This is a genomic window from Sulfitobacter sp. AS59 (assembly GCF_038899995.1).
Taxonomy (GTDB): domain Bacteria; phylum Pseudomonadota; class Alphaproteobacteria; order Rhodobacterales; family Rhodobacteraceae; genus Sulfitobacter.
Genome location: NZ_JBBMQK010000003.1, coordinates 259,912 through 283,129, shown reverse-complemented (window position 1 = coordinate 283,129; position 23,218 = coordinate 259,912). Strand labels below are relative to the sequence as shown.

General features: G+C 55.9%; 19 protein-coding genes. 4 read left to right on the top strand and 15 right to left on the bottom strand.

What is annotated here, in order from left to right; translation table 11 throughout:
* Positions 1–2 precede the first annotated feature (2 nt).
* Complete coding sequence (locus tag WNY39_RS08825; RefSeq protein ID WP_342845191.1) at positions 3–776, bottom strand: enoyl-CoA hydratase-related protein; 774 nt, start codon at positions 774–776, stop codon at positions 3–5.
* Between the two features lie 142 nt (positions 777–918).
* Between WNY39_RS08825 and WNY39_RS08820 the strand changes: the two genes are divergently transcribed.
* Together WNY39_RS08820 and WNY39_RS08815 are read left to right on the top strand one after the other, a co-directional pair.
* Positions 919–2,319, top strand: coding sequence for a DUF2793 domain-containing protein (locus tag WNY39_RS08820; protein WP_342845190.1), 1,401 nt, complete (start codon positions 919–921; stop codon positions 2,317–2,319).
* A gap of 123 nt (positions 2,320–2,442) precedes the next feature.
* Positions 2,443–4,935, top strand: a complete 2,493-nt coding sequence (locus WNY39_RS08815) for a calcium-binding protein (RefSeq protein ID WP_342845189.1) — start codon at positions 2,443–2,445, stop codon at positions 4,933–4,935.
* Between the two features lie 18 nt (positions 4,936–4,953).
* Here WNY39_RS08815 and WNY39_RS08810 read toward each other — a convergent pair whose 3' ends face one another.
* From WNY39_RS08810 to WNY39_RS08795, 4 genes are read right to left on the bottom strand one after another with little or no spacing between them, the layout of a single operon-like run.
* The gene (locus tag WNY39_RS08810; protein ID WP_342845188.1) at positions 4,954–5,766 is read right to left on the bottom strand and encodes an ABC transporter permease; all 813 of its coding nucleotides are present in this window, start codon (positions 5,764–5,766) and stop codon (positions 4,954–4,956) included.
* Entirely contained in the window at positions 5,766–6,680 is a 915-nt protein-coding gene (locus WNY39_RS08805; RefSeq protein WP_342845187.1) for a sulfotransferase, read from the bottom strand. Before WNY39_RS08805 ends, WNY39_RS08810 begins: the two co-directional genes overlap by 1 nt.
* Before the next feature lie 28 nt (positions 6,681–6,708).
* Positions 6,709–7,365, bottom strand: a complete 657-nt coding sequence (locus tag WNY39_RS08800; protein WP_342845186.1) for an ABC transporter ATP-binding protein — start codon at positions 7,363–7,365, stop codon at positions 6,709–6,711.
* Between the two features lie 10 nt (positions 7,366–7,375).
* Positions 7,376–8,725 carry a capsule biosynthesis protein gene (locus tag WNY39_RS08795; RefSeq protein WP_342845185.1) on the bottom strand — a complete coding sequence of 450 codons (1,350 nt, stop codon included), beginning with the start codon at positions 8,723–8,725 and terminating at the stop codon, positions 7,376–7,378.
* A gap of 87 nt (positions 8,726–8,812) precedes the next feature.
* Here WNY39_RS08795 and WNY39_RS08790 point away from each other — a divergent pair, with 87 nt between their 5' ends.
* Positions 8,813–9,730, top strand: coding sequence for a glycosyltransferase family 2 protein (locus WNY39_RS08790; protein ID WP_342845184.1), 918 nt, complete (start codon positions 8,813–8,815; stop codon positions 9,728–9,730).
* An 8-nt stretch (positions 9,731–9,738) separates the two neighbouring features.
* On the opposite strand, the gene WNY39_RS08785 is transcribed toward WNY39_RS08790, so the two are convergent.
* From WNY39_RS08785 to WNY39_RS08775, 3 genes are read right to left on the bottom strand one after another with little or no spacing between them, the layout of a single operon-like run.
* On the bottom strand, positions 9,739–10,500 hold the full coding sequence (locus WNY39_RS08785) for a sulfotransferase family 2 domain-containing protein (RefSeq protein ID WP_342845183.1): 762 nt from the start codon (positions 10,498–10,500) through the stop codon (positions 9,739–9,741).
* Entirely contained in the window at positions 10,497–11,231 is a 735-nt protein-coding gene (locus WNY39_RS08780; protein WP_342845182.1) for a CatB-related O-acetyltransferase, read from the bottom strand. Before WNY39_RS08780 ends, WNY39_RS08785 begins: the two co-directional genes overlap by 4 nt.
* A complete protein-coding gene (locus tag WNY39_RS08775; RefSeq protein ID WP_342845181.1) occupies positions 11,231–13,729 on the bottom strand; it encodes a glycosyltransferase in 2,499 nt (832 codons plus the stop codon). The genes WNY39_RS08780 and WNY39_RS08775 overlap by 1 nt, the downstream gene beginning before the upstream one ends.
* 134 nt (positions 13,730–13,863) lie before the next feature.
* On the opposite strand from WNY39_RS08775, the gene WNY39_RS08770 reads away from it, so the two are divergent.
* Positions 13,864–14,508, top strand: a complete 645-nt coding sequence (locus WNY39_RS08770; RefSeq protein ID WP_342845180.1) for an acyltransferase — start codon at positions 13,864–13,866, stop codon at positions 14,506–14,508.
* Positions 14,509–14,565: 57 nt separating this feature from the next.
* Here the strand turns inward: WNY39_RS08770 and gyrB are convergent, their stop codons facing one another.
* From gyrB to WNY39_RS08735, 7 genes are all read right to left on the bottom strand, one after another.
* Entirely contained in the window at positions 14,566–16,980 is a 2,415-nt protein-coding gene (gyrB, locus tag WNY39_RS08765) for a DNA topoisomerase (ATP-hydrolyzing) subunit B (protein WP_342845179.1), read from the bottom strand.
* 78 nt (positions 16,981–17,058) lie between these two features.
* Positions 17,059–17,679, bottom strand: a complete 621-nt coding sequence (locus WNY39_RS08760) for a LysE family translocator (protein ID WP_342845178.1) — start codon at positions 17,677–17,679, stop codon at positions 17,059–17,061.
* Complete coding sequence (gene recF / locus WNY39_RS08755; protein WP_342845177.1) at positions 17,676–18,773, bottom strand: DNA replication/repair protein RecF; 1,098 nt, start codon at positions 18,771–18,773, stop codon at positions 17,676–17,678. Before recF ends, WNY39_RS08760 begins: the two co-directional genes overlap by 4 nt.
* A 60-nt stretch (positions 18,774–18,833) precedes the next feature.
* Positions 18,834–19,952, bottom strand: coding sequence for a DNA polymerase III subunit beta (dnaN, locus tag WNY39_RS08750; RefSeq protein ID WP_342845176.1), 1,119 nt, complete (start codon positions 19,950–19,952; stop codon positions 18,834–18,836).
* Between the two features lie 134 nt (positions 19,953–20,086).
* On the bottom strand, positions 20,087–21,445 hold the full coding sequence (gene dnaA / locus WNY39_RS08745; RefSeq protein WP_342845175.1) for a chromosomal replication initiator protein DnaA: 1,359 nt from the start codon (positions 21,443–21,445) through the stop codon (positions 20,087–20,089).
* Positions 21,446–21,964: 519 nt separating this feature from the next.
* A complete protein-coding gene (gene rpsT, locus WNY39_RS08740) occupies positions 21,965–22,228 on the bottom strand; it encodes a 30S ribosomal protein S20 (protein ID WP_093916616.1) in 264 nt (87 codons plus the stop codon).
* A 169-nt stretch (positions 22,229–22,397) separates the two neighbouring features.
* Entirely contained in the window at positions 22,398–23,174 is a 777-nt protein-coding gene (locus tag WNY39_RS08735; RefSeq protein WP_341232724.1) for an enoyl-CoA hydratase, read from the bottom strand.
* Between the last annotated feature and the right edge of the window lie 44 nt (positions 23,175–23,218).

Below are 23,218 nucleotides of genomic sequence, written 5' to 3'. Positions count from 1 at the left end.
TCCTATTCAAAATTGGCTTTGCGCTTTTCCAAGAATGCGGCGACGCCTTCGGCAAAATGCGGATGTTTCCCGGCGGAGGCTTGGGCGTCGCGTTCCTCGGCCAGTTGGTCTTGGAAGCTGCCATCGCCCGCTTGCCAGAGCAGTTTCCGCATAAGTCCAAGCGCGTGGGTCGGCCCGTTTGCAAGGCGCGTTGCGAATGCATGGGCGGTGGGCATCACGGCGTCATCTTCCACGACCTTGGTGACCATGCCCCAGTCAAAGGCCTGTTGCGCGGGGAGCTTTTCACCCAGCAGGGCAAGCTCAGCCGCGCGGACACGCCCAACGTTGCGCACCAACATCCATGTGGCACCGCCATCAGGGACCAAGCCGATATGGGAAAACGCTTCGAGGAAATAACTGCTTTTACCTGCGACGATGATGTCACCCGCCATGGCGATTGAGGCACCGATGCCAGCGGCCGGTCCGTTTATCGCGGTGATCAGGGGCACATCCAGATTGCGGATTGCCATCATCAGCGGGTTATATGCTTCGTCCAGCGCTGATCCGGCATTGATTTCACCGGGCTTTGCGGCTGGACGAGCCTGCAAATTCGCACCGGAACAAAACGCGCGGGACGAGCCAGTCAGGATAATCGCGCGGCTGTTCTTGGCCGCGCTTTCCAGAGCGGCGGTAAGCGAGACCGCCAGATTTGGGGTCAGCGCATTAAGGGTAGTGGGGTCGTTCAGCGCAATCGTTGTCACGCCTTCCGAGGTTTCGATCTTTAGGCCGTCTGTCATGGTTTCCTCCTGCATTGGGCGCAGCAAAGCATTGATCGGGGGGATAGGCAAACGGGTGCTGAGCGTTCGGTGGACCTACGGCGCGTTAACCGGTTTAGCGCAGCTTGGCCGCGATCTGATGCCCAACCCACGGAGCCCGCACATGTCTGATACTTCGCCGATCCTTTCGATGCCCTATATTCAGCCCGCACAGGCGCAAAAGCATGTGACCCATAACGAAGCGCTAAGACTGCTGGATACGGTTGTGCAGCTGGCTGTTCTGTCGGCGGATCAATCCGTGCCGCCCAGTACTGCCGTTGAGGGGGACCGGTATTTGGTCGCCGCAAACGGTCAGGCCGACTGGGCGGGGCAAGACGGCAATATTGCTGTTTTTGTCGACGCGAACTGGCAATTTATTGTGCCGCTGGAGGGGTGGAGCGCGCAGGTGCGTGACACCAACACTGCGGTCGTTTTTGACGGTGCCACATGGGTCGGGCAGCAGCCCGAATTGAACAATCTGCCGGGGCTGGGGATCGGAACCAGCTTTGACGGCTATAACAAGCTGGCCGTGTCATCGGATGCTGTGCTGTTGAACCACGCGGGTGGGGGGCATCAGCTCAAGATTAACAAATCCGGCCAAGGGGATACAGCCAGCCTGCTGTTCCAGACAGGGTGGGGCGGGCGCGCCGAAATGGGCATCGCCGGAAGCGATGATTTCACGCTCAAGGTCAGTGCGGATGGGTCGAACTGGATCGAAGCATTGCGTGTGGATGCCCAGACCGGACGCATTCAAACTGCCGTGGCGGGTTGGCGCGAAATATTAACTGCACCGCGCAGTTACTATGTCGACCAGACGATGGGGAATGACGGGAATGATGGTCTGACTGCGGGGGCCGGTGCCTTCGCATCGATTGCCAAGGCGGTTGAGGCGGCGATGAGGGTCGACACGGGCGGGAATGACATCACGCTGAAGTTAGCGCATGGCACCTATGGCTTGGCACAACCGGTTAACGTCGATTGCGCCCTGGTCGGTGGCGGGCGTTTGGTTGTTGAGGGTGATACCGGAACACCGGATCTGGTCGTGATGGATGCGGTGGATCAGGCGTTTGCCATCGCACAGGGAGAGGTCTCCTTGCGCGGGCTTAAGCTGCAAAATACCAGCAGTTCCGCCGCCGTGGTGTCAGCGAGCGGGAACAGCCATTTGCGGCTGGATAACGTTAACTTTGGCGAGGCAGGCGGGCATGTCGAACTGCGTGGGGCAAGGATGACGTTGGAAGGTGGTTGTCTGATTGACGGCGATGCGGGGTATCACCTGTATCTATCTGATGGTGCGCAGTTTGATGGGAACGGGCAAACCGTGACGTTGACCGGCACCCCTGATTTCGTAGATGGGTTTTACGTTTGCACACATGCCAGCGTCGCCCGCTTTGCCGGGCAAAGCTTTGCGGGCAGCGCCACAGGTACGCGGTATGAAGTGTCTGCAAATGCGGTGATTGATAGCGGCGGTGTGGTTCTGCCGGGCGACGTTGCAGGGGCAACGCAAACGGGCGGTGTGTATCTGTAAACCGGCCTGTCCGAATTGATAGAATTGGCTAAGAACGTCACTAAGTTGCCACAGAGCTAATATCAGCGGTTAACGAATTTTGACCAATATCATCCCCGGGTAAGTATCTGGGGAATGGGTCAAATGGCGTTCGAACACAAAGCAACTTTGCCGGGCAGATCGGATTCCTTTCTGACCGGCGTCACCGACATGGTGGTTTTTGATACGCCTTCTGGGTCGATTCTGTATACCACTTCGCGGTTCGGGGGCGGTGATTTGCTGGCGTATCGTATCGGTGCGGATGGCGGGCTAACGCAATTGGACAGTCGTGCCATAGCGGGTGCCGCGCAATCCGGGTCGGTCAACAAAATGACGCTGGTTGGCGATAGCCTGTATCTGACCGGCGTGCAGAATGCGGCGCTCACGAAAATCGATCTTGCCGCGGATGGCAAGTTTTCCAATGTCGCTGCTGTAACCGGCGCGACATTGCCGCAGCAAATGCTGGGGGCCGAGGTCGCGATTGTTGGCGGGCAACCGTATTTATACGGCATTACCCGAGGTTCTGATGCGGTCGGGGTCTGGCGGATCAATGATAACGGGTCGGTCACAGAGGTACAGAACGGCGGCGTAGGATCGCCATCGCAGACCGCCCTGACCGGGCTTAGCATTGCGGATGTCGGGGGTACGCCGCAACTTTTGGTGGCTTCAGCCTCTGAAAACGCATTGATCAGCATGAGGTTAGACAGCGGCGGGCGGCCGACCGAGGTCGCGCGTATTTCGGCCGAGGATGGCGTGGGTATTGCGGGCCCAAGTGTTGTTTCGTTCGTTGCGATCGGCGATCAGTCCTTTGGCGTGATGGGGTCCTCTGAAAGCGGGTCGCTGACCGTGGTGCGGTTGGGCGCTGACGGAACGATGCAGCTGACGGATCATTTACTTGATACCTTGAACACGCGGTTTGATGATGTGACGCATCTGGAAACTGTGGTTCATAACGACCGGGCCTATCTCGCGGCAGCGGGGGCCGATGATGGTGTGTCGGTTTTTGAGCTTTCGCCAGACGGGCGGCTTTTGCATCTCAGCACCATCGTTGATGCGGTTGATACGATCCTTGATGCGCCATCGACGCTAAGCTTTTCCGTCCAGAATAATATGCTGCACCTCGTCACAGCATCCGGTGCCGAGGCGGGGTTAAGCGCCTTTACCCTGGACATTTCCGGTCGGGCGACGCCGGTTTTTGGCACGAGTGCTGCGGAATTGCTGAACGGTACGGCAGGCGATGATTTTCTGACCGGGAAGGCGGGAAACGACACCATATCAGGCGGTGTGGGCGACGATTTTCTTTCGGATGGCAGCGGGTCCGACCTTTTGACAGGCGGTGCCGGGGCGGATCGTTTTATTATGACGGCTGATGGCACCGCCGATACCATCAGCGATTTTGATACAAAGCAGGACATGCTTGACCTGTCGGGCTGGCCCCTTGTGCGCAGCATTCCAGAATCGGCGTTCCAGTCGACCAGCACGGGCGCGGTTCTGACGTTGGGGGACGAAAACCTGACCCTGAAAAGCGCGGATGGCAAGCCGATCACATACGAGGATTTGCTTCCTCAGATCATATTAGGCACGTCCTATATTCCGCAAAACATGGTGCTGCCCGATGAACCCGACAGCCCCGTTACACCAGCAAATCCTGTGGCGTTGAACCTGATGGGTACCGCCGGAACCGACCGGTTGGAGGGGGATAGCGCGTCGGACCTTATTCAAGGGCTGGCGGCGAACGATACGATATATGGCATGGGTGGCGATGATACGATCAAGGGGGATGCCGGCAATGACGACCTGTACGGGAATGGCGGTAGTGACATGATCGAAGGCGGCACCGGCGTTGACCAGATATGGGGCGGGATCGGTTGGGATACGATGCGCGGCGATGGTGGCGACGATCTTATATACGGTGGCGACGGGTATGACGTGATCGGCGGGGGGGATGGCAGTGATGTCATTACCGGAAATAATGGCGCTGATCGCTTGTTTGGTGACGATGGCGATGACAAACTGACCGGCGGGCTGAATTCGGACTATCTGTCGGGGGGCAATGACAATGATACCTTGTCAGGCAGCGCAGGGTCGGACGAGCTTTTCGGGGGCAATGGCAAGGATAAGCTGTACGGCAACGCCGGTGCCGACAAATTGCAGGGCGAAAGCGGCGATGACCTGCTGGCGGGCGGTATCAACAACGATACCCTTGATGGCGGTGATGGAAATGACCGTTTGCAAGGCGATAATGGGTCGGATTTGCTTGCCGGCGGGGCAGGGAACGACCTGCTAAAAGGAAACGCAGGTCATGACACTTTGGACGGTGGCTATGGCGATGATATCCTGTCCGGTGGGATCGGCGCTGACCGGTTTCATTTCGGGTCCGGCGAAGACCGGATCGTCGATTTTCAGAACGAAATCGATACGCTGGTTCTGGATGCAATGTTGTGGGGCGGTGGCGCGCGGAGCCTGTCGCAACTGGCCGAATATGCCAGCTTGAATAACGATGGATTTGTTTCGTTTGACTTTGGGAATGGCAACACGCTTGAGCTGCTGAATGTGACCTCGATCAATGTTCTGGATAACGATTTTGAGATCATGTGAGCGTGGAGAATTCCCCGCTCAAAGCTCCATAATATCGCGGTGATAGCGGCGCAGAAAGACCAATCCGAAAAACCCAAGCAGGATTGAAATCGCATAGACATAGATCGGGTTGGCATATGTCGCGTCATAGCTGTTGTAAAACCCGGCGCGCACCGTCCCGATAATATGGACAAGCGGATTATACCAAAGCCAGTTTTGATAGGGCTGCGGCACCGCTTCTAACGTGAAAATCACGCCGGAAATCAACAGCAATGGCCGGGTGAGAATACTGTAAATGCGCTGCCAGACGGGAAACATGGACATGAGGAAGCAGTTGAATGTTCCGATTCCCAGACCAAAACAGGCCGTCATCGCCAGCGCCGACATGAGCGTTTCCCATACAAGGGTGGTGCGGGTTTCAAAGCACAGCGTGATGCCAGAAAACACGATAAAGCAGACAAGGATTTGAGTGAGAAAATTCAGAATGAACCGGCCTGCGATGGCGTCGATGAAGGTCACACGAGGGTAGGCGAGCAGTTGTTTTGAATAGTTAATGGCCTGTGCTGTTTTTGTACTGAGATCGTTAAACATTAAAAATGGCAGCAGGCCGGTTGCATAAAACATCGCAAAATTTGTGCCCAGCATCGGGTTGCGAAAGCCGATTGAAAAGATCGCTGACAAAAGCGCGACCCCCAATGCGGGTTCTGCCAATGCCCAAAGATAGCCACCCGGAGACCGGCCATAGCTGGTTGTCATTTCGCGCAGTATCAGGGCGCTGATTGTGCGCGCCGCCATGAAATGTTGCGGGCGGTTGATGCGACGTAATGGCGTGGTGGTGGGTCTGGCGGACATCAGGCAGATCGGTTCACGTCAACATCCGGCCGGAATTCCGCGGCCCAGCCATCGGGAACCCGCCCGCGAAACCGTTCGTGGATGAACGCATATTGCGGGGAAAAGGCCTCGCAAAAACCCGCGCGAATATCAGCGGGCATGGTTGCCGTGGCACCCCGGTTGCTGTGGGATTCAGGATCTACGGCAATCGGTTCAATCCCCAGAAAATCGCAGAGGTCATTCATGCTTTCAGGGTTAAACATGTCTTCATAAAATAGGTATTTGATACGCTCTGGGGGTACTGCTGCCTCAAGCTCGGTCATTGTACCCCGGTAATCGGCCCGCTCAACTTTTGGCAAGCGGCCGGTGTCGATCAGCTGTTGCGCACGGGCGATACAAGCCTCTTGAAACGAGGTGTGAGGCGGGGGCGCGGCCTTAATCGCCATCCTGATTTGCGACCACATCCGATCAATTGGATCACGCAGAATGAAAATGAACTTAGCTGATCCGATTTGCCCCATTTGCGCAAAGGTTTCGCGATCCAAGATCGCATAGGCCGGTGTGATGTCGCAGACCACAGGCTGGTTTTTGTATCCCTCAAGCAGATAGCTAAGATAGGCGGAATGATCGCCCGCCTCGGATGTGTAGATTTCCAACAGATCGGTAAGGTCGCGCAATTGGCGCAGATTTGCACGATTGCGTTCACCAAGTTGCGGGATCAGCCGCTTGGCCAGGATCGAGGTCGCCTGCACGCGCATGTTAAATACCTGCTGCGCCTTGCCGGCGATGACGTCGAAATAATGCAGTTCCTTGTTGCGGGAAAAATGCACCTGATCGCTGCGCCGCAACGCATCATACAGCCACGTCGTTCCGGCCTTTTGCGCGCCAATGCAAAATACCATTGTGGCCGTTGGTGGAAAGGCGGGGTTGGGCATAAATGGCACCGTGTCCAAAAGCATGAGGTCAGGGTTTCATGTTGTAGCTGTGCAGTTCTATCGCTTCGTTAATATCGTCAAAGTAAATCAGCTTGCCATTCTCAAGAACGGCCCCTGCGTCGCACATTTCACGCATTAACCCCATGGAATGGCTTACAAAAATAGACCCGGCCCGCGACATCCGGTCGGCAAAGACGCTTTTGCTTTTGCGCTTGAACGCTGCGTCGCCTACGGCGGTTATTTCGTCAATCAGGTAGGTGTCAAAGGTCAGGCCCATCGACACACCAAAGGCCAGACGTGACCGCATGCCTGATGAATATGACCGGATTGGCGCGTGGAATTGACGCCCCAGCTCGGCGAAATCGGCGACATAATCCATAAGCGCGTCACTGTTCGCGCCATAGATACGCGCGACGAAACGGGTATTTTGCGCGCCGGTCATATCGGGGTGAAATGACCCGGCAAAGCCAACGGGAAATGACACATTTCCATCGCTCAATACCTCGCCCGATGTCGGGTCGGCCGTGCCCGCGATGATACGCAACAAGGTTGATTTTCCCGCGCCGTTCCGCCCCAGCAACCCGACGGAAACCCGGCTGGGAAAGGTCGCGTTGATCCGATCTGCGACCACCTTTCGATTGCCGTTCAGATAATAGGATTTCGATAGGCTATGCAGCTGGATCATCGCCTTATTTCTAGCGCCGATCCCTTAATGAATAGCCAACCATCACGAAAATTGCCCAGATCAGTAGGCTGAATAATGCGATAAGCGCCATGGTCAGCAGCCGGTCCGGGTAAATCGATGTTTCCGCAAGGGTTGGTTTGATATGGGCCGCCAAATACCGGCTTTGGCGGCGCGATTCCACGACGGCGACATCATATGCGACAAGGGCTGCGGCATAGGATTGTTCGGCGAATTCGCGATCCACCATAAGGCTTTCAAACTCGCCCACCTGATCGACCAAGGCATTGTTCGCCTTGCCGTTTTCACTACCGATTCCCAGCTTTGCGCGTTCCTGTTTCAGGCGCTGTTCGATTACGCCCTGACGTCGTATCGCCTGTTTAACGCGGGGGTCTGTCGGGGTGCTGATCTGGCCAAGCATGTCCAGATTGATAAGGGTTTCGGCCAATTGCATCTCAAGCGATGACAGCAGCCCCGTCTGGATCGAAAGCGTCGATGCGGGGGATACCACTTGGTTCAGATTGCGAAATTTGCTCATCTCGGACCGAGCGGTTTTGAGCCGCTGAACCGCGGTCTCAAGCTCTTCCCGGGCGAGGCGCGTCGCGTCTTCACGGGCGATATCGGACAATCGGTTGATCATCCGGCTGCTCTCATCATAGATGAAGCGCGCGATGTTTTGGGCGTCTTGCGGCGTGAATGCCTGTACCTCAAGCTCGATCAACCCGGTGCTGCTGTCGTGATAGACGTTGACCATGCGCAGCCAGTAATCCGTTAGATCTTCGATTGATCCCGGGGGGTGATAGCTGAACACGGGGTCGATTTTCGGGTCTGCCTTTGACCATAGGCGGCGCAAATCAAGCGCGTCATCGACGGTTTTCACCAAATCCTGACTTTGAATAAATTCGTATAGAATATCTTCGTCCGGCGACCCTGATCCAGACAGCTCTGCCATACCGCCAAGCAGTTCGATCGCTGAACTCGAATCCTCCGTCCGGACTGAAAACCCCGCGACAGAGACAAAGCGATCCGCCGCGCGTTCCCATAGGTACCACGCGGCAATCAGGTTCGTGCCCAACACGCAGATCACAAAGCTTAGAAAAATGACCCGATGGCGCGGTTTAATCCGGGCGGCACGCACCGGGGACGCAACCAAATCCGGCTGCCGGGGGACCGCGGGTAGGTTTCCGTCGGGCCTTACGACATTAAGCTGCTGACCCTTCGCAGCAATCGCGGCCTTTTTGATACCGCGTTGCTCCTCTATGCGGGCCAATGCTGCCTTACGCTCGCGCACTTTTAACGCCTTGCGCACATCATGAGGAAGGTTTCGGGCCCGTTCAGCGGTTTGGGGATGCGTGCGCGTCATTCGCTAAACCCGATCACCGATTGTTAAGCGATCTGTGCTTTCTGGGGGCACGTAATCTGTCGCGGTGAGGGGTTCGGGGTTTTGCATTTGCCACATATTCATATCTTGCTGTGCACCAAAAATGGCGGGTCCTATATTCGGGCGCAGCTGCAATCCATTCATGCCCAAACCCATCGCGACTGGACCCTGTGGATCAGCGATGACGGCTCGACGGATGATACGTTGGCTTGTGTGAACCGGTTTATCGTCGCGCATCCGGATCGCGATATTCGGTTGGTAACGGGGCCGGGTCAGGGGTGTGCGCAAAATTTCATGACGCTGCTGGCACGCCCTGAACTGACGCGGGCGTGGGTTGCATTCGCCGATCAGGATGACGTGTGGATGCCCCATAAATTGGCGCGTGCCGTCGATATGATTTGGCGCGGGACGGGGGCGCAAATTTATGCCAGCCGAAGCATCTATACAGATGCAGCCCTGAACCCGATTGGCATGTCGCCGGATTATCAGCGCCCCTTCGGGTTTGGAAATGCGTTGGTGCAGAATATCCTGCGTGGCAATACGATTGTGTTGCCCCCTGATGTGACCGAATTTTTGGCTGATACCCTGCCTTTCGCGTTGGATGCTGGCATCCCTTTCCATGATTGGTGGGTGTACCAAACGGTGACCGGCGCCGGGTTCGATGTCATCCATGATGCCAAGCCCGGGGTTTTGTATCGTCAGCACGACAATAATCTGCTCGGGTCCAACCGGACCCATGCCGGGCATCGTGCCGCGATTTTGTTGCGCGCCGTATTTGCAGGCTGGATTGACCGAAATCTGCGCGTTCTGTCCGATTTGTCGCCGGTTTTGACCGGGCAAAGCCGTCGTGTTTTGTTCGACTTTATCGACTGGCGCGCGCAACCGGCGTCGGATTGGCGGGCGGCCCCACAATCGATTGGCGTTTATCGTCAAACACTGGGGGGTGATTTTGCTCTGCGGGTTCTTGCACGGCTGGGCAAGCTGTAAAGCGCGGCTCATGACAGCGCGCCTTGAATGCGAAGCTGCTGCATCAGTTTGGCATCATGGGCGGTGAAATCTGCAAGCTTTTGTTTGTTCGCGTCGCTTTCTATCCGTTCCAAAAGTTGGGGCCATCGTTTGGTACCTTGAAGTTTCGGCCCCGGATTTATCCGTTTTTCGACAATTGAAATCTGTTGGCCGGTAAGCTCGGCAATATCCTGTTCAAGGGCCGCAAGGCCTTCGATCGAATAGATGCGGTCAAGTTGCGCCGCGCCCTTTTGCGCCAATGGTATCAGCGCGTTTGTCGGGATATCCGCGATCTGCGCGGCACCGCGAATCTTGTGCGTCACGAAATACGAGCAGTAAAAGTTGTCATAGTGATCGCGAATGAATTGTTGCCAACCCGCATCCCCCCCAAAGAAGTAGTCGTCGGCGGTGTTTTCCTTGATCTTTTTTAGCCCCGCATTCGCAGGGGTGTTCAGGGCATCGACATCTAAACCCTGCGATTTTTCAAGCAGATAGAAATAGAATGACGCAATCCTTTCAAGCGGGTCGCGCAGGATAGTAAAGGCAAAGCGATCTGTGTTGAATTGACCCAAGTCCACCCAATCCAGATGTCCGGAATACAGCGTATAGCCCGGCGGAAATTGCCCGTCATCGGCGGCTTGAGTGTGCACCCTGATCGGCGATGTGCAACCCTCTCCGATCACGCGGACCAGCTCTGAATGGACGGTTTGGCCGGCGGTTTTGGGGATATGAAGAAAGATGATTTTCTTCACGCGGGCATGCCTTTTCTAAGGTCAATTCTCTCTGGCTGGTAGGGGGCCGTATCCCCCTGCATCTGGTGGATACCTTTGCAAAAATCGGCTGGTTCTGACGGGTCAAGATGATCCATTTGCCAGGGGGCGAACTGCCACCATTGGCTGCGCAGCATCGGAGTGATTAGCGTGGGCGGCAGTCGCATTTTCTTAATGGTTGCGGGATTCCCGGCGACGACCGCAAAGGCCGGAACATCGCGCGTTACAACAGCATGGGCACCGATTATGGCACCGTCACCAATTGAAACCCCAGCGGCAACATAGGCCCCGTGGCCAATCCAGACATCATTCCCGATTTTCGTGATTTTTAACTTGGTTGGCGGGCCTTTGAAGGTAAATTTATAGTTGTGATAATGTTCAGCGGCGTCAAACCCGTCGCCCAGATCAAACAGTTTGTCACCCAGATAAAAGGCGGGGCTGGTCGATGCCCAATGGGTCGGGTGGTTTTGTCGGCCAATTTGAACGCCTTCGCCAAATGAACAATATCGCCCAATGCGCGCTGCGAAACAGTATCCCGAAACTTGATAGGAAAATGCCCCTAATTCGATGGAATGCTCGTATTGGGTCCATTTCAAGCTGGCCGGCGTTTCGATGATGCAGTGCTCGGGGAGGCTTACATTCGGGCCACTCCGGTTCAAAACCTCTATTCCGGCTGCGTGCAGCTTTTTGATTGGTATGGATATCTGTGCCATCACGCGGCGCTTTCTATCGAATAGGGTATTTTGGCAAAATGATCCCTGAGATTCGCGCCTTGCCATTCACCTTTGGTAAAAGGGATCGGGAAACCGTTGTCGGCGTCGGTTACGGCCTGGCCTTGCGCACCGACGTTAAAGGCGTGAACCGGCAGGCCCGTTGCCAATGCCTCGTGGGTGGTGAACGAAAATGTTTCCGGCCAGATCGACGGGACAAGCCAGTCTGTGATGCCGTATCGGTCGCAAATATGGTGAAGATTCTCAATCCGGTATCCCCCATGTATCGGGATTCGGGACGGGATCGGATGCGACGTGTCGAAGTTACCAATAATGGCGAGGCCGATGTTGTTTTGCTCAAGGCTCAGCGCGAGGTCCTGGATCAGCCCCGCACCTTTCTGAAGGCCGATATCCCCAAGCACGCCGACCACACGCTGTGCCCCGTCAGGGCGTGGCGGGATCAGGGGAACAGGGTGCAAAAGCCGATGCGGCTTGATTGAAACCCTGCCTGCAATCGCGGGATAGGCCGTTGTCAAAATCTCTGCGCTGCTGGACGAGAATGCAACGATATCTTTCGCGTGATCCAGCAGGGTGGACCAAGACTCTTGCCAGTCTTGCAGCGGTATTTGCTGAGAATTTAAAAGGGCTTGGCCGTGCTGAGGCGTGGGAACGCCGTGATAAATCCCGGCGTCATCCAACAACGTATAGGACGGGGATATGATGAAGTAATCATGCAGCAAAACCTCGATCGTGTGTCGGCCATTATTGCTGATTTTGAACAACGCGTCGGGCAGGGTGGCGGGATCATGGTCACCAACGCCGCAGGAATAAATGATGCGCCGGCGCGCGATCGGGGCCAACATTTGCAGCACGTAATCAAGGCTGTTTGTGTGGCCCGAAATTGTGCCGTCGGGTGTCACCAGTTCCAGCTGCCAGCGTTGTTTACCGCCGACCCGCAGCACCACGGCTGACCGCCCCAAGGCGTGGTGCTTCGTGGCAATCCGATTGGCAAGATACGCATCGGCACCGCCGCCCATACTGTGGGCAAGATAGATGGATACCGGATACACATCCTGCGCCCCAAGCCACGCGAGGCCAAGCGCCAGTCGGGTCGAACGCAGCGGATCAGACTGAACAAAGCGTTGAACATCACTGTCAAAACGTGGAAATCTCTGCCGGACCCTTTGGTTGTTCTCCGCGATAAGCTGCTGCTTTTCCTTGCTACCAAAGCTTTCACCGCCGCGGTGTTCGACGAAAAGGTTGCCTGCGCTTAGATGTTGACCGCCTATTGCTTTAACCCGCTGACACCAATCAACTTCTTCGCCGTAGCCACGCCCATATGCGGTGTCAAAGCTTGGGTTTTTGACAAGATACGCAAAGTTGATCGCCATGCAAAAGCCGACGCCCGTGGGCATGTCGGCCTGCCCAGCTGACTGGTTTAGGGATGCCGCCGTCCGGTCGATAATGTCTGCTTGTCCGGTGGTTAAATCTTGGGGGTGGCAGATCAACGGGACCGAAAAAACCTCGGCGTTGTTGGACATGGGGGTGACAGTTGCAACGTTTTTACGCAGCTTTATGGGTGCGATCAGTCGGGACGCCCAACCGGCAGGAACCAACGCGTCAGAGTTCAGCAAAACCACTGGATCGGACCACAAAAGCGCCTGATCGAAAGCACGGTTTACACTGCGGATAAAGCCGAGGTTTTCCTTGTTCTCAAGCAAGATAACTTGATCTGGGTTTTTGGTTTTCCATTCCCTCAGAAAGGGACGTACGCAGCTGTCTGTCGACGCATCTTCGACCAGGATCAGACGCCACGGCAGATCGGTATGTTCCTGAACCCGGGTCAGCGCCTCTTGCAGAAGGTCGAAGGCGTTGAAAACAGGCATTATAATCGTAATGCTGTCGTCTGCTGTGAACGGTGTGGGGCTGCGCATATCGCTAAATAGCGCGGGGTCAAGTTCGGCCGATTGCGGCAGCGTGGTAAGATTCAGGCCTTGCTTGATCCGCGCGCGGTATTTCGGGTTGCGGGTGGCGATCCAGCCGATTGTTGACGGCAGTTGACCAAGCATTGCCCATATAAAGCGAACGAAGATGCACAGTTGGACCCAACGAAGATGGTGCAAGGGCAGGGGCCGGCCAATCGTGGGTTGGGCCGGGTCAGCGCCCTGAAGTTCGATCCCAAAGCGGGCGATTTCTGCCAGCCTTAGCGGGCCGAGCGGCACAGAAATGTCAAAACCCAACTTGGCACCCAGCCCATATGCCTTGGCAACATCATCCCTGCGCAGAGCGGGCCAAGCGCTGGCTGTGATCCCGTTCATGTGTAAAACAACCTCGTTCGCGCAAGCCCACCCCGCCACCCGAAGATGCCCATCGGCCAGTGAAACCAGATCGACGGCACCAATGATTTGCCCATCGGCTGCGTAAAAGGCGTGCGGCTTTCCCCGCGCCTTAAGATGCGCAGTGGTGTAGCGGGCAAAAAGAGCGGCGAGCTGTTTATACAAAATCAGTCTTTTCGATTCTAAGTTCTTTAGATTGAATTTCAGATCAGCACGCGCGTGCTTAAGGTGAGGTTAAAAGTGCAAGTAGCGGCATTTCCACAAGGCGCAGGGGCACCGTTTGGGCCGCCTGTGCTGTCATGAGCGGCCCAAACATTACCGACAGTGGTCTGAACAATCAGGTTGATATCGACGCGTCGGTAAAGCGGGCCGACGGGTTTCAAATCCACATCAAGGGCCGCGATAATCACCTCGTCATCGGGGCGCATACGGTTCTGGGCAACGGTATGATCGAGCTTAGAAACAACGCCTGCTCGATCACGGTTGGTGAGAATTGTTTGATAAATGGCAGTATCCGGTGCCGCGCTGGGCAAAGTCATATCCGGATTGGCTGCAATACGACCATGATGATGGCGCATATATCGCTGCACGAGGCGGGTCATATCACGCTTGGGGATGACTGCATGTTGTCGGGCGATATCACGATGGATGTCAGCGACATGCATTCGATTTTAGACGTCGAAACTGGCAGGAGGCTAAACCCGCCACGTGATATCTTGATCGGCGATCACGTTTGGCTGGCGCATGGGGTGCGGGTCATGAAGGGTGCGCAAATCGGTCAGGATAGCATTATCGGAAGCCGCGCAATGGTGTGCGGTGCGATCCCGGCCAACTCGCTTGCCGTGGGCACCCCCGCGCGCGTGATGCGCAGCGGGGTCACATGGGACCGCAGGCGTTTGCCGCTGTCGCCAGAGACCGAAGGGGCGGCCGCTGAGCGGGAATAGGCACGACGCGCAAGTTTATGCGCGCCACGCAATTTTATGTGCTTCCCTACAACACCTCTAAAAATCGAGGTTTTCGACGTTCAGCGCGTTCTGCTGGATGAATTCGCGGCGGGGTTCGACGACGTCGCCCATGAGTTTGGTAAACAGGTCGTCGGCTTCGGCCATGTCTTCCACGCGGACTTGCAGCAAGGTGCGCGCGTCGGGGTCCAGCGTTGTTTCCCACAGCTGGTCGGGGTTCATCTCTCCCAATCCTTTGTAACGCTGCAGGGACAGGCCTTTCTCGCCCTCCGCAAGGATCGCTTCGAGGAGGTCCATCGGGCCGTAGATCATCTGGGAGCGGTCTTTGCGGACCAGCTTTGCGGGTAGGTTATAGACGTCTTGCAGGTGCTGGGTGAAGCCGCCTGACCGCTTTGCCTCGCCGGAGCGGAGCAATCTGCCATCAAGGGTACGTACCTCTTCGACGCCGCGCAGAATGCGGGCTAGACGTACGCCGTGATCTTGGGTAATGCGACCTTGCCAGCCACGTTCCCATTCCAGCGCGATCAGGTTCAAACGTTCAGCGACCTTGTCGGCGACTCCCTGCAAATCTGCATCCACCGCACCGGGCACGAAAGCGCCCGCAATCGCGGCTTGTTCCAGAATGTGACGGGGGTAATGGGTCGGAAATGCCTCAAGCACCCGACGCATTTGACGTGCCAGATCGACAACGCGGGCCAGATCCTGACCGGTGATTTCCTCGCCATTGCCTTGCCGCAGCATCGCACCATCAATGCCTTGCTGAATTAGGTAATCCTCCATGGCGGCCTGGTCTTTCAGGTACACTTCGGACTTGCCGCGTGACACTTTGTAAAGTGGCGGTTGGGCGATATAAAGGTGACCGTTTTCAATAAGTTGCGGCATTTGACGGTAGAAGAATGTCAGCAACAATGTACGGATGTGTGCGCCGTCGACGTCAGCATCGGTCATGATGACGATTTTATGATAGCGCAGCTTGTCGATATTGAATTCGTCGCGGCCAATACCGGTGCCAAGAGCCATCACAAGGTTGCCGATTTCTTGGCTTCCAAGCATCCGGTCAAAACGCGCGCGTTCGACGTTCAGAATTTTACCTTTCAGGGGCAGAATTGCCTGCGTCTGGCGGTCACGTCCGGTTTGAGCTGATCCTCCAGCGGAATCACCCTCCACTAGGAAGAGTTCGGTCTTTGACGGGTCTTTTTCCGAGCAATCCTTGAGCTTGCCAGCCAAGAAATTCACGTCCATCGCGGTTTTGCGGCGGGTCAGATCGCGGGCCTTACGGGCCGCTTCGCGGGCGTGGGCGGCCTCGATGATCTTGCTAACCACCATTTTCGCGACTTGTGGGTTCTCTTCGAACCATTCGGCCAGCTTTTCGTTCACCAGACCTTCAACAGCGGGGCGCACTTCGGAGCTGACCAGCTTGTCTTTGGTTTGCGAGCTGAACTTGGGGTCCGGTACTTTGACAGACAACACGCAGGTCAGCCCCTCACGGGCATCGTCGCCGGTAAAGGTGACTTTTTCCTTTTTCGCGATGCCAGACGATTGAGCATAGTTGTTGATCGTACGGGTCAACGCCCCGCGGAAACCGGCCATATGGGTGCCGCCATCGCGTTGGGGGATGTTGTTGGTAAAGGGCAGGACATTCTCGTGATAGCTGTCGTTCCACCACATGGCGACTTCTACTCCGATGTCGTCTTTCTCTCCGGTGATGAAAATCGGTTCCGGCATCACGGCGGATTTCGAACGGTCGAGGTATTTAACAAATTCCTTAACGCCGCCTTCGTAAAACAGTTCGGTGCGCAGGGGTTCGGCGGGGCGTTCATCGGTTAGGATGATCCGCACGCCCGAGTTCAGAAATGCCAGTTCGCGCAGGCGTTTTTCCAGCGTTTCAAAGTTGTATTCGAGGTTCGAAAACGTGTCGGTCGACGCCATAAAGCGCACTTCGGTACCGGTGCGATCGGTTGGGCCGACCACGGACAGGTGCTCTTTGGTGAAACCGCCTTCAAAACGGGCCACGTGTTCCTTGCCTTCGCGCCAGATGCGCAGTTCCAGCCAGTCGGACAGGGCGTTCACAACCGAAACGCCCACGCCGTGCAGACCGCCGGACACCTTGTAGGAGTTGCTGTCGAACTTACCGCCAGCGTGCAGCTGGGTCATGATAACCTCGGCTGCCGAAACGCCTTCTTCTTGGTGGATGCCAACAGGAATACCGCGCCCGTTGTCGCTGACTGAAACGGAGTTATCTTCGTGGATTGTCACGTTCACAGCATCTGCGTGACCGGCCAATGCCTCGTCGATGCCGTTATCGACGACCTCATACACCATATGGTGCAGACCAGAGCCATCATCCGTATCACCGATATACATACCGGGACGCTTGCGGACAGCTTCTAACCCTTTGAGAACTTTGATAGAATCTGCACCATATTCCTCTGGAATCTGATCTGCGTCTGACATTCTGGGAAACCTTCTTTTGTTGCCCATTTTATAGTGGTTTTTGCCACTACTGTCACGTCCTAGCCACAAGATTTTGTGTCAAAGGAAGGGGATCAAAATGCCCACCAGAATAAGCAGGCTGCCAGCCACGATATTGATACGTTTCAGCGTCGCCGGATTGGTCATAAGGGTGCGCATTTTGCCAACGAAACCGGCAATGGCAAGGTTGCCGACCAGCGGAATTGCGACCGAGACAAGGATAATCGCGGCAACGTCCGGCCATGTGATCACGCGCAGATCGAAAAAGCCGGGCAAGACCCCCATGTAGAACAGAACCGCCTTTGGGTTGCCTAGGATCGCCAGCAAACCGGCAGCAAAGCCGGACCAGGCACCGGGTTTTGTCAGGCGGCTGTCGCGGTCGATTTTATCGCCAGCATGGCGGATCAACAGACCGCCCATGACGATGAAAACACCGCAAGCGATCCAGCGCATGCCAAGCATGAAAACGTCAAAGACCGATAGGATCCAGCTGATGCCCAGCACCGCGACCAAGGGCCAGACCATGTCGCCGACCGACACACCCAAGGCCAGCGGCCACGCTGATTTGAACCCGCCGGACAATGCGCGCGCCATGATCGCCAGCCAGACGGGGCCGGGCGTCAGGAACAGGATAATCAAGGCACCGCAGTAAAGCAGCAGGTCAGGCAAGGCGATTGTCATGGCTGCATCCTCACGTCAGAAATGCCATCGGTTTCAGTCACTTCAAGGGTTTGCGCGCGGTCGCCCAGCGTGTCAAACAGCTCGGCCCCGGTGCCCGTCATCCACGCCTGCGCGCCAAGGGCGGCGATTTCATCATAAAGCGCCGCGCGGCGGTTTGCGTCCAGATGTGCTGCGACTTCGTCTAGCAAAAGCAGCGGCGGGGCCCCAAAATCGGCTGCCAACGCACGGGCATTCGCAAGGATCAGCGACACAAGCAGCGCTTTTTGCTCCCCCGTAGAACAGTCGCGTGCGGGCACATCTTTGGCGGCATATACGCCCTCAAGATCCGCGCGGTGCGGGCCGATCAATGTACGCCCCGCCGAAAGGTCGCGCATTCGGTTATCGGCAAGTGCTGTGCGCAGGTCTGCCGCCGATGTGGGCATATCGCAGACCAGCGTGAGTGTTGCGGTCGGGAATGCGGTTTCGGCCTGATTCTGGGCTTCGGTAATAGCTTCGAGCGCGGCCAACCTATTGGCGTGGATCGCAGCCCCGGCTTCGGCAAGCTGCTGTTCAAGGGCGATGTACCAAGACGGCTCGCGCACCATGTCCTTGAGCAACCGATTGCGTTCGCGCATGGCCTTTTCATAGGCAAGGGACTGTTCCGCATGATCCGGCAGAAAGCTGAGCGTCATTCGATCCAGGAAACGCCGCCGCCCGTCGGCCCCTTCGATCCAGAGCCGGTCCATGGAGGGGATCAGCCATAGCACGCGTGCGATGCGGCCAAGCCCGGTTTGGGGTGTGGCTTTGCCGTCGATGCGCACTTGCCGTGCGGCACCGTTTTCGGACCAAACCTCGATCTCGTGAACCTGACCCAAGGAATGCACCACAGCTGTCAGTTTCCAGCCAAGCGCTTCGGGTCGCCGGGTCATGTCGAGGGCGCTGGATCGACGCAGGCCGCGCCCGGGGGACAAAAGCGAAACAGCTTCGAGGATGTTGGTTTTGCCCGCGCCATTGGGCCCGTGAACAGCAACGGAACGCGCATCGCTTTCGATCACAGCCCGTTTATGGGACCTGAAATGCGACAGCGACAAATTTGAGATAAAAAGCTGTGTCATCGTTTATTGCCGTTTTCTTTTAAAGAAAACGGACCGGAATTTTTGAAAAATTCCGCCGCCTTACACACGCATCGGCATGACGACATAAACGGCAGACATATCATTGCCTTCGCGCATCAATGTCGGATCACCGGACGAGTTGAACAGGAACACGGCGTTTTCGCGGTCTACCTGGCTGGCGATCTCAAGCAGGTATTTCGCGTTGAAACCGATCTCCAGCCGCTCGTCTGCATAGGCAACCACCAGTTCTTCTTCGGCGGCACCGCTGTCTGGCGCGTTAACCGATAGAACCAGACGGTCTTCGTCCAGTTGCAGTTTTACGGCGCGGGACCGCTCGGAGCTAACCGTTGCAACACGGTCAACCGCGCGGGCGAAATCGCTGGCGTCGACTTCCATTTTGCGCGTGTTCCCTTGGGGGATAACGCGTGTGTAATCGGGGAACGTACCGTCGATAACCTTGGAGGTCAGTGTGATGTCGGGTGTGGCAAAGCGGATCTTGGTCTCGGATACCGATACCGCGATTTCCATCTCGTCATCGTCCAGCAGCTTGCGCAATTCGCCGACGGTTTTGCGCGGGACGATCACGCCGGGCATGTCTGCCGCGCCATCGGGCATTGGTGCATCAATCCGGGCCAGACGGTGACCGTCGGTGGCGACGCAGCGCAAAACTTTGCTGCCTTCGCTTTCGGAAATGTGCATGTAAACGCCGTTCAGGTAATACCGCGTTTCTTCGGTCGAGATGGCGAATTTCGATTTGTCGAACAAGCGGCGCAGCACGGGTGCCGGTGCCTTGAAATTCGATTGGTATTCGGATGTGGCCATCACCGGGAAATCTTCGCGCGGCAATGTCGCCAGCGAAAAGTTCGAGCGGCCCGCTTCGACCGTCAGGCGGCCAGCGGCGCTGTCGGAGGTCAATGTGATCAACGCACCATCTGGCAGCTTGCGCACAATCTCGTGCAAGGTTGTGGCGGAAACGGTGGTGGCACCTGCACGCTCGACCTGAGCGGGGGCTTTATCGACCACTTCGATGTCCAGATCGGTGGCACGGAACGAGGCATCGCTGCCTTCCGCTTCGATCAGTACGTTGGCAAGGATCGGAATGGTATTCCGGCGCTCGACCACTGATTGAGCCTGTGACACAGCTTTAAGCAGCGCGGCGCGTTCGATGCTGAATTTCATATCCATCTCCATTCCGGCAGTCCGGGAGGGCAAATTACCCGATACCAATGTATTCACAAGGGTTTTATTGACTTTTCAGCGCGAAACAAAGGCCCGTCAAGGCCTTCGCTCCAGTTCTGCCAAGGATATAGGGTTTACGCCTCTAATGCGCGGCGCAGCAATTCCAGATCTTCAGCGATTTGGCCGTCACTTAGCTTGAGCTCTTCTATGCGTTTTACGCCGTGCATGACTGTCGTGTGATCGCGACCGCCAAAGCGGCGGCCAATTTCCGGCAATGACCGGCTGGTCAGCTTTTTGGACAGATACATGGCCACCTGACGGGGGCGGGCATAACTGCGCAGACGTTTTGGGCCGACCATATCGCTAAGACGGATATTGTAATGGTCGGAAACCTTGCGCTGGATCTCTTCGATGCTGATTTTGCGTTCAGAGGCGCGCAGAACATCGGCCAGACAGTCTTGGGTCAGGTCCATGTTAATTTCGCGACCCACAAGCGACGCAAACGCAAACAGACGGGTCAGGGCACCCTCGAGAACGCGCACGTTTGTCGTGATGCGGTGAGCAAGGAATTCAAGAACGCCGGCTTCGACCTCAAGGCCGGGATAGTTCTTTTGCTGGTTTTCCACCTTGCTTTGCAGAATGCCCAAGCGCAGCTCATAGTCGGTGGGATGCAGATCGACGACCAGACCGCATTGAAGGCGGGATTTCACGCGGTCCTCAAGATCCTTGATCTCGCCGGGGGCGCGATCAGCGGAAATGATGATCTGTTTGTTCTGATCGACCAGCGCGTTGAAGGTGTGAAAGAATTCTTCTTGCGTGCTGTCTTTGCCCGCGATGAATTGAACGTCATCCACCATCAACACGTCGACGGAGCGGAAAATTTCCTTGAAATCCATCATCTTGCGATCCCGCAAGGCTTGGACAAAGCGGTACATGAACTGTTCGGCGGACAGGTACAGCACGTTCAATTCCGGTTTACGGATGTGCAATTCCTGGGCAATCGCGTGCATCAGGTGGGTTTTACCCAGACCGACGCCGCCATACAAAAACAGCGGGTTAAAGGTGACAGGGCCACCTTCGGCAACACGGCGCGCCGCGGCATGTGCCAGTTCGTTCGGTTTGCCGACCACAAAGTTGTCAAAGCTAAATCGGGCGTCCAAAGGGGCTGTATTCAAGGTATTATTGTTGGCGGCCTGCACAGGGGCGGGTTTGACGGCGGGTTGCGAAACCTCGGCCGCGGCGGGTTTTTCACAATTGCCCACTGCGAATTTCAGACGTGTGATTCCGTCTTCTTCGTTCTGCATTTCATGCAAAATGAGGTCGGCAAAATTCTGGCTAACATAGTTGCCGAAAAAATTTGTCGGGACGAACAGCGTGCTTACGCCGTCTTCTGTGGTGCCCAAGGAAAGGGGATCGATCCATGTTGTAAAGTTATTTTGCCCAACCGTCTTTAATAGGCGATTTCTGATTTTTGCCCACTGCTCTTGCGTCATTTACCCAACTGTCCCAATCGTCAGCGACAACCGGAAAGGCTGACCGCACGTGTTACTCTTATCAGAAGGCATCAGACCACCATTCCGGTCCCATCAGAAAACCGGTCAAACGTCCTTCGGACAAATTTTACAAGGTTCATTTCGACAGGGCTGCCGGCCTAAAAAACCAGCACTGCTGTCGAACGCACCGTTCGAAGTATCAAAGACAGGGCAAATGTGCGGTAAGCAACATCTGCGAGATATTCGGGTGCCCCTAGCAAGGCGTTCCGAAATATCCCCGTCTGAACAACTGCATCCTAGCAAATGCAACGGTCCGTCCGGGCCTATCCCCCCATGCGAAGTGAATCGCGCTCAACACTTCTAGCAATGTAAAAGGCGTTCGTTCAACACATCTTCAAACTTGACTCAGTGATTGGTCGAAAAGAATCTCCTTCCCGTAATGCGTGTCGCTAGAATCAAAAAAAGGCACCGCAAAGCGATGCCTTATTCTTTCAACAACTTAGCTGAAATTTTTGTGATTTAGCCCAGTGCTTTTACGCGTGACGCAAGACGCGACATTTTCCGCGAGGCTGTGTTCTTGTGGAACACACCTTTTGTAACACCGCGCATCAATTCAGGCTGAGCAGCGCGAAGTGCCGCTACGGAAGCTTCCTTGTCACCGGATTCGATTGCTTCTTCAACTTTGCGCAGGAACGTGCGGATGCGCGAACGACGGGCTTTGTTGATTTGGAAACGGGCTTCGTTTTGACGGGCGCGTTTCTTTGCCTGTGGTGTATTTGCCATGAGGATCATCCTTCATCTTAGGTCTGTTCAAATTGCGGATACGCGACACAAACCCAACGACCGGATCCATTATCCGATAAGGTGATTCTAGCCAGAGCGGGCTGCACGCGCATGTATTAAGGTGGCCTATAGTCGAACATCGCGGGCTTTGCAAACCCGCAAGATGTTTTTACTTGTCGCGGAATTGCGCCTCGCGTTTTTCAAGGAATGCGGACATGCCTTCTTTTTGATCTTCGGTCGCGAAAAGCGAATGGAAAACGCGGCGTTCAAACAGCAGGCCTTCGCGCAGCGGCACTTCGAATGCGCGGTTCACGGATTCTTTGACCACCATGGTCGAGATCATCGACTTCTCGGCGATTTTGGCTGCGGCACCCATGGCTTCTTCCATCAGCTTTTTCACAGGTACGACTCGTGAAACCAGCCCTGCGCGCTCTGCCTCGGTGGCGTCCATAAAGCGGCCGGTCAGGTTCATATCCATTGCTTTGGATTTGCCGATTGCGCGGGTCAGACGCTGGGTGCCACCGATACCGGCAACGACGCCCAGGTTAATCTCGGGCTGGCCGAATTTGGCGGTCTCGGAACAGATGATAAAATCGCACATCATCGCCAGTTCACAGCCCCCGCCAAGGGCATAGCCCGAAACGGCTGCAATAATCGGTTTGCGAACCCGCATAATCTGATCCGTTTCCGGCGTGAAAAGATCATCGGTAAACACATCGACAAAGCTTTTGTCGCGCATCATCGCAATATCGGCCCCTGCGGCGAATGCTTTCTCGGATCCTGTGATGACGATGCAGCGCACTTTTTCGTTGTCCTGCGCGGCCTTCAGCGCATCAGCAAGCTCTTTCATGAGCACGTCGTTCAAGGCATTCATTGCGTCCGGCCGGTTCAACGTAACCAATGCTACGTGATTTTCTACATCGACCGTGATCGTTTCATAAGCCATCAAGAATGCTTTCGCTTGTTACACTTTGAAACATGTGAATATCA

Excerpts from the sequence above, each read along its gene's own strand:
- WNY39_RS08825 (WP_342845191.1), bottom strand. The coding sequence starts at position 776 with ATGACAGACGGCCTAAAGATCGAAACCTCGGAAGGCGTGACAACGATT.
- WNY39_RS08820 (WP_342845190.1), top strand. The coding sequence starts at position 919 with ATGTCTGATACTTCGCCGATCCTTTCGATGCCCTATATTCAGCCCGCA.
- WNY39_RS08815 (WP_342845189.1), top strand. The coding sequence starts at position 2,443 with ATGGCGTTCGAACACAAAGCAACTTTGCCGGGCAGATCGGATTCCTTT.
- WNY39_RS08810 (WP_342845188.1), bottom strand. The coding sequence starts at position 5,766 with ATGTCCGCCAGACCCACCACCACGCCATTACGTCGCATCAACCGCCCG.
- WNY39_RS08805 (WP_342845187.1), bottom strand. The coding sequence starts at position 6,680 with ATGCCCAACCCCGCCTTTCCACCAACGGCCACAATGGTATTTTGCATT.
- WNY39_RS08800 (WP_342845186.1), bottom strand. The coding sequence starts at position 7,365 with ATGATCCAGCTGCATAGCCTATCGAAATCCTATTATCTGAACGGCAAT.
- WNY39_RS08795 (WP_342845185.1), bottom strand. The coding sequence starts at position 8,725 with ATGACGCGCACGCATCCCCAAACCGCTGAACGGGCCCGAAACCTTCCT.
- WNY39_RS08780 (WP_342845182.1), bottom strand. The coding sequence starts at position 11,231 with ATGGCACAGATATCCATACCAATCAAAAAGCTGCACGCAGCCGGAATA.
- WNY39_RS08770 (WP_342845180.1), top strand. The coding sequence starts at position 13,864 with ATGAGCGGCCCAAACATTACCGACAGTGGTCTGAACAATCAGGTTGAT.
- gyrB (WP_342845179.1), bottom strand. The coding sequence starts at position 16,980 with ATGTCAGACGCAGATCAGATTCCAGAGGAATATGGTGCAGATTCTATC.
- WNY39_RS08760 (WP_342845178.1), bottom strand. The coding sequence starts at position 17,679 with ATGACAATCGCCTTGCCTGACCTGCTGCTTTACTGCGGTGCCTTGATT.
- recF (WP_342845177.1), bottom strand. The coding sequence starts at position 18,773 with ATGACACAGCTTTTTATCTCAAATTTGTCGCTGTCGCATTTCAGGTCC.
- dnaN (WP_342845176.1), bottom strand. The coding sequence starts at position 19,952 with ATGAAATTCAGCATCGAACGCGCCGCGCTGCTTAAAGCTGTGTCACAG.
- dnaA (WP_342845175.1), bottom strand. The coding sequence starts at position 21,445 with ATGACGCAAGAGCAGTGGGCAAAAATCAGAAATCGCCTATTAAAGACG.
- rpsT (WP_093916616.1), bottom strand. The coding sequence starts at position 22,228 with ATGGCAAATACACCACAGGCAAAGAAACGCGCCCGTCAAAACGAAGCC.
- WNY39_RS08735 (WP_341232724.1), bottom strand. The coding sequence starts at position 23,174 with ATGGCTTATGAAACGATCACGGTCGATGTAGAAAATCACGTAGCATTG.